Origin of the sequence: Wolbachia endosymbiont of Pentalonia nigronervosa (genome assembly GCF_014534705.1) — a bacterium.
Lineage (GTDB): Bacteria > Pseudomonadota > Alphaproteobacteria > Rickettsiales > Anaplasmataceae > Wolbachia.
Window position 1 is genome coordinate 1 of record NZ_JACVWV010000034.1, and the last position, 12,904, is coordinate 12,904.

The window sequence follows — 12,904 nt, forward strand, 5'->3', positions numbered from 1 at the left end:
AGGCAAAAAAGTTAAAAGAACTGGGTGAAATGTGGGAGAATTTATTTCCAGTAAAACAGGAAGAGATAATCAAGCAATTGGTTAAAACAGTGTGGATAAGAGAGGAAGGAATAGAGCTAAGAGTAAAAGTAAAAGACCTAAAGGAGCTATCGTATGCCTATGCAGCTTAAAGAAGGAGAGATATTGTTGGGCAAGCAAAGAGAAAGTACAGCAAGGATGGAAATAAGAAATGGAGAAATTGCTCTATTTAGGCAGCTCAAGTTAAAGAAAAGCGTGGGTAGATGCATGATACTGGCGCCGGAAGACGAAAAAAATGATAAGAAAGATAGCACACTACTGAAAGGATTAGTAAGAGCATATCTGTGGCAACGTCAAATAAAAGAAGGAAAATACGCAACAACAAGGGAGCTTTGTACTGAAATTAATGTACGACATATACAGCGTATTTTACGATTAAATTACCTGGCTCCAAGGATAAAAGAGGATATTCTAAACGGAACCCAGCCAAAATATCTGAAATTAGCGGATTTAAAGAAAATACCACTTTTATGGAGTGAGCAGTTTGAAAAGTTTTATGATGTGTGAAGTGGCTATCAATATAAATTTAACACTTTCAAAAAGCCTAAAAGTGGTATAAGATGAAACTTTGAAAAGAAGTATACATTTACCCTCTTTCTGAAAAAACTTGCTGTATGGTCCCGTAATGACTCCTTAAATGATGATGATAATATACCATTATATAGTGGGACTGTGCATATATTTAAGTTTTATTAAGCGGTTCAAAACGGGCTTGAAAAAACCGTAAAAAGGTTGGTTCATAACTCATACGTAACCCGCAAATACCATACGCATCAAGTTAAGGGCAAATTCAGGAAATTTAAGGCAACTGAGCTTACCAAGAAAAAGCTTCTCTTTAGCGTGACAAAAAATTCAATTATTTACTTTCTCTAAACCGCAAAAAATGTCCTACCTTTTAGAGAAAAACAAGTGAAAGTTAATAGATTATGTAAAGAAAATGGTAATTTTGGGGAAAATAATTAGGTATGAAATGCCGTATGTATGTGGGTAAAAACAAGCTATTATTGGGGGTTTTTGCCATACTAAAACTAACTTAGAGAGGAGTTTGCAACTACGGGTAAATGGGCCAAGCGATACAAAAAAAACTTATTCTCGGAATCGTTATGCAAAATAGCCAAAATCAGCCATACTGGATTACTTTTTAGTAATTTTTGTTTATATGAAAGTATATACGTGCGTGAGAATAGAGAGTAAAAATGGTTAAAATTTTATCAATATTGATTATAATTCAAAGTTAAAGTAAACATGAACTCTTTTACTATGACTATGACAATATAAAATTTTGTTGCATTAAAAAATAAGGCAAACTTATAGTGAAGATATAATAAAATATTTTTCATCAATAAATCATGTGATCTCTACAAAGCCAACTTTTTAGTTTAAAAAGACGAACTAGTTGAGGGAGTTTCTTAGAAGAAGAAGGATTGTTAAAGATGCTACAGTTAAGAAATACTACTACAAAGCAGCTTGAAGAGCATCTTTATAGTTTCTACAATTATGCAAAACGGCTTAAAACTCTTAAGGGTCTTACACCCTTTGAATTTATATGTTCTCAGTGTTCCTGATACTTAATCCTCACCATCACACTCTGGAACTATATTGGTAGAAAAATTCTATATAAAACTTTTGATATTAGCATATTCTTGTTTATTTAGGTATGTACCAAAAAGATGTATTGCTACATTAAATAAATTTCATCATACTACTACTGAAATAAGTTTATATTAGGGAAGGGTTATGCATATATCTAAACAACGGGTCAGTTTTTATCAAGAAGATAAACAGTTTTTATCACGTTCCTACACATCAAAAGAAGAGTTTGTAAGAGAATATAAAAGGTTCTACTATCGAAAAGCAAAAGCTGAAGGACTTTATCTCCTCGTTTTAACTGAACTGGAAAAGGCAATATTAGAAGGTAATGTTGATAATTTTAAAAGCTCTAGTAGGTTAATTGATTATATCAATAACATAGAAAGTCAAGCAACATTGAAGACTTACTATAATGATACAGATAATCCTATTAAAATAACTAATTTAGTTATTCTAGCTTGTAAACATAATAGAGTTGAAATTCTAAAGTACATATTTAGTAATAGTAAGATTCTAAACAATTTATCTATCAATGTTAGAAAGGATGCTATAGCGCCAGATGATAAGGATGAAACATGTCATGATGCATTTTATTATGCTATACGTTCAGGTAATGCTGAACTTCTTGATACACTCATTAATAAATGGCCAGGTGATTATTTTGCTGCTCGTTTGGGAGAATTGGATGAAATTCTTTCAATAGCTTACGAAGAATTAAAACTAAAGAACGTACCATTGTCAGAAGAGATAGAAATTTTTGTTGAAAATAAGTTAATAAATCTCCGCTTTTTTTCTAATAGTTCTGGACAAATTCAGAATATTAAGGCTTCTTTTAATAGTATCAAAGAACGAATTAAGTTAGTACTTGAGAACATTAGCTTACTAAAGGTAGAGTATTCAAATGTAGAAGAAGTAGATGAAAAATTCTTATTTATAGCAAAGTTCGTTGCACAAAATATTCATATACTAAAGCGGCAATTAAAATCAACTTACGATAGGTTACCTTGGGAAGAGGTAGAATTCTGTCTAATCGCTTTCATTAGTTCCAAAATAAGCCGTCAAGAGATAAATCTAATTTACAATTCCATATTGACCAAGGAAAAGATACTACTACACTTGGAAAATTTTGCTACAAAGCTTGAAAAAATTAAAATAAATGAAGCAGATGTTAATAGCAAACTTCCAAAATTAAAACGTAAGGAAGCAGTCATAAATATTGTTAGCAATTATCCTCTCTTTGAGAAGTTATATAATGATTATGAACAAGTCAAAGATATTTACTCCTTAGAAAAAATAGCTAACCACATTGAGTTAGCATTAACAGTCAATCCTAGAGAAGAAGAAAGTCGATTAATTATTGCAAGAGTATTACAAGTTACTGGAGAATATTTAAAAAATACTTTAGAATCTCCTAGCATATCCGACAACATGAAAGAGATTTTGCTATCTTCAAAATTACAAAAAAATACAGGAGAAGTTGTGAAATCATTTCGCAATGTATTGTCACATTTTTATTCACTAAAAAAAAGGATAGAAATCGAAGAAAGTGAATACTCTGATTATTTTTCCAATGTTCAAAATGATCTTAAGAAAATTAAGGTAGAAATTACTAATCTTCGAGAAGAGAGTAAGGCTAAAGCAATTAAAACGTTCTTAAAACAAATTACTGAGAGTGAAAATCTGAAAGCAGCTGAGAAATTAGCTGATATTCTTATTAGTGTACTGCCTGATTTAAAGGAAATAAAACTAGAAAATATAATTGATACAAAAGAATTTATAAAGCTTAAGGGCTTAATTGATGAACTAGATGAAAAAATTAATGACAAAACACCATGTGAAAGTAAGTTGTTTGATCAAATTAGAAAAATAATCAATTCAGAAGAAACAAGATTAAAAGATACTCAAAAGAGTTATGCAAGTCAAATTTTTAACATAGCAAGTATAGGAGACTATGTTAATCAAATCAGCAGTGGCAAAGGTCATAAAACAATGAAGTATGTAAACACTATAGATATAAAATCGGAAATACAGTTTGAAAATTTTAAAGATATTTTACAGTTAATTTATAAAATTCATGACAGTGTCAAACCAAGAACACATTCTAGCAAATTTGATGAAATTAAGAATTTAATTAATAAGATTTCTTACACTATAAGGTTGGAGATAGGAGGAATTAAAGGGATAGAGATACTAAAAAACAGAATGACTGAAGATAAAGAAGAAGGCTCTCCTATCAAACAGAAAGTTAAGGATACTAAAGCTAAAGACTGTTTGGATAAAAGATTAAATACACTAAGAGATGTTTTAAATGCTAATGGATTATTGGACGACTCAAATCTGATAGAGAAGTTTCCTTGTTATAAGAAGAATAAAGAATTACAATTAGTAGTAGAAATTCTTGTTCTTGATATAGTAGAAGTTTTACAGCATCTTGGATACTTAGAAAATAATCTTCTGTTTTTAGATAAATATTCTCCTCTGTTAATTGGAAGGTGTTTTCGTAACCACTTAGCACATGGCAACGCTCTAATTAATGTTTTGCAATTTAATACATCAATAGTAATTATTTCTAATGCCTTAAAATTAATTAAGGAAGAAGAAAAATTGGCTACAAGGAAGATTGGTCATTCAATATTAGATAATCTTTCTTACTTAAGAGATCGTTATATTTATAATCTAAATATGGTTACTAACCAGCAAGAGATGTTTAAAGTTGCAGGAAAAGGCGATCTTAATAAAGTAAAAGATTGTATTAGTAAAGGAGCAGATATAAAGGCTAGAGACATTAACCAATGGACTTTGTTACATTTTACTGCTGCTGGAGGTAGTTTAGAAGCAACTAAATTTTTCTTAGATTATGATTTGGATATTAATGCTAAAGATATTAAAGACCAGAAACCTTTACATATTGCTACTTCTTATGGGAAAATAAATATTGTAGAATTTTTTATAAAAGAAAAAGGGTTATGTGTTGATGATCTTGGGAATGATGGAAGAACACCATTACACATAGCAGCTAAAAGTGGTCATAAGGATATAGTAGAAATTTTATTAAAACACAAATCCAATGTTGAAGTTAAAGATATAAGCGATTTGATACCATTACACTATGCAGCACAAAATGGCCATCAAAACATCGTTACACTCTTCTTGTTAAATAAAAAAAATACAATTAATTCTGTCGGTGGTGGTGGTTGGACACCTTTACACTTTGCAGCCTATAATGGTCACTTAGAAGTAGTTAAGACTTTACTTAAAGAGAAAGCAAATGTTAATGCTAAAACGAATGAGGATGATACACCATTATCATGTGCAGCTCAGCAAGGTTACGTAGAGGTAATGAAAACTTTACTTACACATGGAGCAGATATTAATAATCAGTCTTTTGATGGCTTAACACCCTTATACTCTGCAGTTTTACATAGCAATTTAGAGGTAGTTAGAATCCTACTTGAAAAAAAAGCGAAGGTTGACATTTTAGGTAGTAATTGGATACCTTTGCATGCGGCAGCACAACGTGGTTATTTTGATATAGTTAATGCTTTACTTGCAAATGGTAGTAAAGTTGACTATCTAGGAAGTAATAATGTTACAGCGCTACAGTTGGCTGCAAAGCATGGTTACCTGGATATTGTTCAGCTTCTAATAGATAACAAGGCTAACGTCAATAAGGCTAATGGAAGCGGTTATACATCCTTACATTTTGCAGCAAAGGGTGGTTATGATAAGGTAGTTGAAGCTTTACTTGTGAAGGGAGCGAAGGTTCAGGCTAAAACAATTGATAATACTGTTACACCTTTGCATTTTGCAGCAAGATATGGCCATGTGCAAGTGGTAAAAATTTTAGTTCAAAATGGATCTAATGTTGATGCTAAAGCTTTAGATGGTTCTACACCTTTATGCTATGCAGCAGAACATGGCTATGATGAAGTAGCTAAAGCTCTACTTAAAAAAGGAGCAAAAGTTGATGATCCGGATAATAATAAGTGGACACCTTTACATTATGCAGCACACGATGGTAGATTAGATGTAGTTAACACTTTACTTGCAAATGGAGCAAATGCTAAGACAAAAACAGGTCAGAATAATACATCTTTACACCTTGCAGCAGGAAATGGTCATCTGGAAATAGTCAAAGCCTTACTTAAAAAAACAGGTATTAATACTAAATCCAGCAGTGGTACACCTTTACAGTGTGCAGCAGACGGTGGTCATTTAGAAGTGGTAGAGTTTTTACTTGCAAATGGGGCAAATGTTAATGCTAAGGATGATGATAGCTGGACACCTTTACGGGTAGCAGTACAAAATAATCATTTAGAAGTAGTGAGGGTTTTGCTTGCAAGAGGAGCAAATGTTAATGCTATAGACAATGAAAGGTCTACCCCTTTACTTTTAGCAGCGCAACAAGGCTGTGTCAAGATAGTAGAAGCTCTACTTGTTGGGGGAGCAAATATTAATATTTTAGGAAGAGATAATATTACACCATTGCACGTAGCAGCAACAGTAGGTCATGAGTATGTAATTAAAACCTTATTAAATAATGGAGCTCGTATCAACGCTGAGTCTCATAGTGGCATAACACCATTATATTTAGCTGTTAAAAATGGTCACACGGAAACTGTTAAAACTTTATTAAAACAAGGAGCCAAGATTGATCTTGATAAAGGTGAAAAAAGTAACTTGTTGCATCTAGCAGTTGCAAAGGATTACAAGGAAATTATTGAGGTTTTACTGGAAAACAATAGCACTATTATTAATAGTAAGGCTGAAAATGGCTGGACTCCATTACATGTAGCAGCTGGAAGTAATCAAAGTGAAGTTATTGAAATTTTGTTAAGAAATAAAGCTAATGTTGATTCTAGAGATAGTGAGAATTACACTCCTCTATTTCTAGCAGTGCGGCTAGGTCATGTAAAAGTAGTAGAAGCTCTGCTTGCTGGAGGAGCAAATATTAATGTTTTAGGAAATATTCTAGGAAAAGATAATATACCCTTTGCTATTACACCATTACACTTAGCTATAGGAAAAGGCTATAAAGAAATGGTTGAAGTTATATTAAAAAACGGAGCTAATATAGATATAAAAGCTTATGATGGTTGGGCTCCTTTACATCTTGCTGTTCGTGAGGGACATCAGGATATAGTTGAAGATTTACTCACAAGAGGAGCAAAAGTTGATGTTGCTGATGATAATAGCCAAACACCATTACAATTAGCTGCAGCGAAAGGCCATGAAGGGATTACTAATATCCTTTTGAACTATAAAGTTAAAATTGATGTTAAGGCAAAAGATGGAGCTACAGCATTACATCGAGCTGCCTTTTACGGTCATGAAAATATCATTGAAATTTTATTAAATAAAGGAGCTAAAGTAGATGATGTTGATGAAGGAGCTTGGACTCCGCTTCACTGTGCTGTGCAACAGGGCCAGGAAAAAGCAGCAAAGGTTCTCTTATTAAAAGGAGCTAATGTTAATTTTGCTGACAAAGATGGCAGAACCCCTTTACACTGGAGCGCTCAGAAAGGTTACGAAAAAGTTATTGAAATCTTGTTGCAAAACAAAGCTAATGTTAACGCTACTGACAACCGACCTGGTATGGTACCACTACACCTAGCTAGTTCTAATGGGCATCTAAAGGCAGTTCTTGTTCTTCTAGGTGATAAAAATATAAACATCAATGCTATTGACTCAAGTTATAGAACATCGTTACATTATGCTGCATTTTTTGGTTATAAAGAAGTTATTAAGACCTTACTAAATAAAGGAGCTTATTTTGATGCTGAAGGTTACGATGAATCAACACCTTTACAAGATGCATCAGAAAAGGGCTATTTGGAAATTATGGAATTGCTAAAGCTAATTGAAAAGCTATTTAGTGCTATAAGAGATAATAATTACTTAGAAGTTCTTGGTTGTATTGAAAAGGGAGTATTAGTTAATAGCAAAAGTATTCATTTTGGAACACCATTATTTTGTGCTTCACTGAGAGGATATCCTAACATAGTAAATCTTTTATTGGAAAATAATGCAAATGTCAATGCTACTAATCAGGAAGGCATTACGCCATTGCACATTGCTGCTAACGTAGAAATTGTAAAATCCTTGCTGAAGTATGGTGCAATTTATGACATTAAAAATAAAGAAGGTAAAACACCGATAGATCTTTCTAAGGATCAAAGTGTTAATAATTTACTGAAGTTAGTCGAAGAATTATTTAAAGATGCAAAAAAAGGTAATGTTGAAATTATTAACAAATTAAAAGCAGTAAGGCCTGATGAGTTTTTAGCTGCAACAAATGCTCGTAATAGTCAAGGCCATAGGTTATTACAAGTTACTATAGTTAATAAACACAAGAATATCGCAAGTAAGTTGTTAGAAATGCTGAAAAAGCCAGGTCAAGCTCAATCACAATTTAGCCCTGAATGTGAATTGGATCAACTTGAAAAGCTTAAAGGTGCTGCAGAAGTGCATATCCGTTTTTCTGAGTTGTACCTTCCTATGCTGCGGAGCATGTCACAACCATATGGCTCGGAAAAGAATGCTTCTCCTTGGAAGACTCTTAAGGAAGGTTCTTATTACCTAGGAAATGCATACCGATTAGTTGAGGTATACAAAGATTGTGTACATGGTTCAATAGATAATAAAAGCATACAGTCAGTAAATGATATGCTAATAACACTAGAATTTGATCCAAAACACATAACGTCAGGGTATACAGATGAAGCTTATGGTGGGAAGGCTAAATGCTTCGTTTCTAAAGGACAGGGCAAAAAATATTATAAGTTATTACATAGTGAATTAAAGAAAGATGTAAGATCGTTCATAGAAATGGTTGAACTTAATATTGACATTCCTGTAAAAAGGTTTTTAGAATCAATCAAGCAGAGATCACAGTCTATTTTTTCTGAAAAATTACTTGATGCCATAAAAAATGACAATTCTTCAGCAGTTAAGAATTGCATCAAAGGTGGGGTAGTTGTAAACTTCAAAGATACCGATGGAAGAACACCATTACACCATGCTGTTAACAATGGCAACATAGGTATTGTAAACACTTTACTAGAAAGCGGAGCTGATCCTACTAGGGTTACTAGTAAAGGTAATACACCATTGCATATTGCTTCTCTAAAAGGCTGCAAAGAAATTGTTGAGGCTTTGTTAAAACATGTAAAACAAACGAGTTATGATAAATTAAGCAGTTTTATTAATGCTAGAACTACTGCTAAAGGTACCACAGCGTTACACGTTGCTACTAAAAATGGCTATTTTGAAATTGTAAGATTACTTTTTAATTACACGGCAGATCTTAATGTTAAAGATAAGAACAAAAAAACTCCATTAGACTTGGCCCAAGAGAAGTTAATTCAAGATCCAAAAAATAATGATCTTAAAGAAATTGTAAATATTTTAAATCAACAAAGCCAACAGATAAAACCTCTTAGCAATGCTAGTAAACCAGAAAGTCAGTTACCAGACAAAACAAACAATAAACCTAAGACTCATTTAAGTAGTGTAACAACAAGTGATAAATTAACAAAAACGAGGTTGCCAGATCATAAATGAAATTTTATTCTTGAAGGTCTTTGATTTCATTAATAGATAATCCAGTAAATTTAGCAATAGTATTAATGTCAACTTTATCAGAAAGCATTTCCCTAGCCACAGCAATTTTAGCCTGTTTTTCGCCTTCTTGTTTACCTTTTTCATGGCCGATGAGGATGCCTTCTTGTCTACCTTCTTGTCTACCTTCTTGTCTACCTTTTTCAGTAGCATCATCGAGTTTTTGAGCGAGAACAGCCTGTTCATCAAGAAGACGCTTTGTTTCCTGATCATAGGTTATAAGCTCAGCATCTGACCAGTTAAATCTATCTAATTCTTCGTACGCTTGTTTTATTATTAAATCACTGCCAACTATTCTATCTAAATCCTCTTCTCTTGTTTCTGCTGCGTATTTGAAGAAATAGCACCATTTTTCTACTATATTCTCTAGCTGATCTTCTCTAGTCTTTGGAAATTTCGGTAGTTCTATAAATACAAAGCAGAAGTCTTTCAAATTATGCTCGTAAGTATTTATATCCATAATAGAATGATATGATAAATACCCCTTCTTCTCTGTAAAAACTTCATAGTCCGCTATAGCAATGAAAATAATTTCTTTAAGGTTGTGATACTGATCACCCTTATTAGCCTGGCTTGCATAAGCTTTAGCAGCATAGTACTGGGCACGTTTTTCGAAACCTTTTGCTTTGGAAACCTGCATTTCGATTATGTATTGTGCTCCCTTCTCATCTTTGCATAATACATCAACAATACTTTGTTTTTTAGCAGCAATATCAGGATCTTGAATAGTAGGTAGGAACTCAACTTCTTGAATTGGGTTTAATTTCAATGGTGCTAATGTATCATTTAGCAAAATATCATTGAGGAAATTAATCAATATATCCTTGTTCTTTTCAGTACCAAAGATTTTCTTGAAAGCTATATCGTTCCTAACGTCAAGAAATTTGGAAAGTGCCATATCAAAAAGCTCCACAATTGTTAACAATTATACACTATTAATGCAAAATATTCAATAGTATAAAATGCAAATTTGTTATAATTCTATTTATAATGGTAATATAACATTCAATTTAAAGTATTAAGAGTATTAACTTTAGAGGTGACCCTCTCACATGACCGTAGAAAGGCATTCTAGACTTAATCGTCCAATATATACTCTATGTAAGTGCTTCTGTAGATGCCATTTAAACGCCAAGAAATGGATCTCTACTATTCTATCATATTTTTAACTTACAATCCTTAGAAATTAACCTAAAAAGCATTAACAATTATCCCAATTTTAAAGGAATGTTCAACTTCCCTATTTTTTAAATTTTGGATGAAAAAAATGGCTGCCAGAGATCACCTTAGAATCGCATTTCATACTTTAGACGGCTTGCATCTTTATTATCAATCCCTCTGTAAAGCACCTTAAAAGCCTAAGAAATGAATACTATGAACTTAGCAGCTGTAATGGCCATTAAGAACCCCTTTTTGGTGCAAGAACCTACGAGCATAAAAGCTCAACCGAGCATTAACCTCTCACATCCTAAAGAAAACATATTTCAGTGTATGAAGATGGAGCCTATTTTAACTTGTCAAGGAGTAGGCATTTAATATACTAGTTTTTAATTAAGGTAATAATTGTGCTAGCAGAACTTCTATATCAAACTTCCAAGCAGCTAAAGGAGCATTGTGAATTATTGAGTGGTGAGGAAAAACAAAATCTTTATAGCGAAGTATTAAATAAAGTTAAAAATACGCCTAGAGATTCAAGAGAAGGCATAGACCAGCTAAAGAAATTGAGTAAAATGGCTGTTGCAATAGAAGGAACGACAGATAGTAAGTTGCTAGAAAAGTTTAAAGATGATCATCCGTTAAGAGAAGTCAGTATTGCCTATGTTTCTGGAGAAGTTACAAATTATTTATTTAGCCTTAGCAATTCATCAGAACTGTATGATTTAAAAGAGGATAGAGAAAAAGCAATTTATTATGCGATCAAATCAAATGATAGGGAGTTAATAAAACATCTGTTAATGGTTCTTGTGTCTGGTGATATAGAGATTGAGTTTTTTAAGGAATTAGAAACGTTACTGTCTGGAGCATATGAAAAATTAAAGGTAAATTTATCAGAGGATATGAAAAATTATCTAGAAAAAAATATAAGTTTAAAACGTTTTATATATGGTAATGTTGGTGTATTAACGGCAAAACCTGTAGATGTACGGGCAATGATAAACCTGTTTATAGTTCAATCTGGAGAAAATTATAAAATAGATGAGTTATTGCTGAGCAAGATAGCAGAAAGTTTAGAAGAAGGGGAATTACGCTCACAAATAAATCAGATGATAGAGACGCTAAAAAAACATGAAAGGTTTGTAGAATTAGCATATAAAGTAAGAAGGTTAAAATCCGAACTAGCAAGAGGAGAGAGCAAATATTCGGCTGAGGTTATGAAATCAAGCATAGAAGAACGAGAAAGAAAAATGAGAGAGATTGGGGACAAAAGCAACCAAGTAGTAAAGGAAAGGGAGGAGCTATTATCAAGATTAAGCAACAGTTCAAATAGAAGAAATTAGTGTGCAAATTGGCAGAAAGAGCAAACTATAACGTAGGACAACAAGTAAGAAGTTGTAGATTAGCAAAGGGGTATACCCAAAAAGATTTAGCAGAGAAAATCGGTACAACATGTCAGGTAATACTACAATATGAAAAAGGAACACGTAAAATTCCAATTAGGAAGTTATATGCATTGGCAGAAACATTATCAGTAAGTGTTATAGACCTCATTCCTGTATCAAATAAAAAAGAGTGTTTTAAGGAAGAAGGAAAAAAAATATTAAACCTAGCAAGAAAATATAAAGGAATTAAGGATCAAGAATTACGCGAAATACTGTATTTATTAACTAAATTCATCCGTGTGAGTGAGGAAAAAAGTGGAAAAGCGGTGAAAATAGAAATAGCAAAGGGTTTGATTAAAGTGGGAGTATCGGTTGATGTTATCTCTCGAGCAACTAACTTATCTATAGGTGAATATGAAGAGAAAAAAATCCCATTGATTCGATAACGTACAAAATAGGGCAAAGGGTAAAAGAGTGGAGGTTGAGAAGAGAATATACCCAAGTAGATTTAGCGAGCAAAGTTGGCATAGCAAGTCAAAGGATATATGAATATGAACAAGGTCGATCTACTGCTTCACTTGAAACGTTGGACGAAATAGCAAAGGTATTATCAATTAGTATGAAAGATCTACTGCCTGACTCGATAAAAGATGAGGATAGTGAAGCAGGAAGAGAGTTATCAAACTTTATAGAAGAATACAAGAAGATTGAAAGTCAAGAGTTACGAGGTGTGCTAATCAAGTCTTTATTTGAGGGCATACGTGTTTGTAGAGAAAAGGTTAAAGAAGTAGAGAGGATAAAAGTAGCAAAGGATCTAGAGAAAGCAGGAATTTCTGTTCTCGCAAACAACAGCCAGATAAGTTTTAAATAAGATTAACAATGATTAATATCATTAGTATTTTTATAAAAAAATAAATAAATAAAAAAATTGATTTGACTTCCAGCAAAATTGATGGCCTTATGACGACCACTGCTAAAAAAAACAGCAGTAAATATTAAAAAAAAGTTTATAGTTAACAAAGGATATATTGTATGAATAATAAGAATAAAAGTAAGAATCGTAGAGAAGAAGTAGA

General features: G+C 32.5%; 4 protein-coding genes and 2 pseudogenes. 5 read left to right on the forward strand and 1 reads right to left on the reverse strand.

Annotated elements, in window-relative coordinates:
* The first annotated feature begins 159 nt into the window (after positions 1–159).
* From IC220_RS04245 to IC220_RS04255, 3 genes and pseudogenes are all read left to right on the forward strand, one after another.
* Positions 160–585 (forward strand): hypothetical protein, encoded by a 426-nt coding sequence (locus IC220_RS04245; protein WP_188153318.1) that lies wholly within the window; start codon positions 160–162, stop codon positions 583–585.
* Between the two features lie 904 nt (positions 586–1,489).
* Positions 1,490–1,684, forward strand: a pseudogene (locus tag IC220_RS04250) (IS481 family transposase); the annotation flags it as partial.
* 131 nt (positions 1,685–1,815) lie between these two features.
* Positions 1,816–9,231 carry an ankyrin repeat domain-containing protein gene (locus IC220_RS04255; RefSeq protein WP_188153319.1) on the forward strand — a complete coding sequence of 2,472 codons (7,416 nt, stop codon included), beginning with the start codon at positions 1,816–1,818 and terminating at the stop codon, positions 9,229–9,231.
* A 4-nt stretch (positions 9,232–9,235) separates the two neighbouring features.
* Here IC220_RS04255 and IC220_RS04260 read toward each other — a convergent pair whose 3' ends face one another.
* Complete coding sequence (locus IC220_RS04260; RefSeq protein WP_188153320.1) at positions 9,236–10,186, reverse strand: Rpn family recombination-promoting nuclease/putative transposase; 951 nt, start codon at positions 10,184–10,186, stop codon at positions 9,236–9,238.
* 667 nt (positions 10,187–10,853) lie between these two features.
* On the opposite strand from IC220_RS04260, the gene IC220_RS04265 reads away from it, so the two are divergent.
* Entirely contained in the window at positions 10,854–11,786 is a 933-nt protein-coding gene (locus tag IC220_RS04265; RefSeq protein WP_369408757.1) for a hypothetical protein, read from the forward strand.
* 8 nt (positions 11,787–11,794) lie between these two features.
* Positions 11,795–12,699 (forward strand): annotated as a pseudogene (gene wmk, locus IC220_RS04270) (WO male-killing family protein Wmk).
* Positions 12,700–12,904 lie beyond the last annotated feature (205 nt).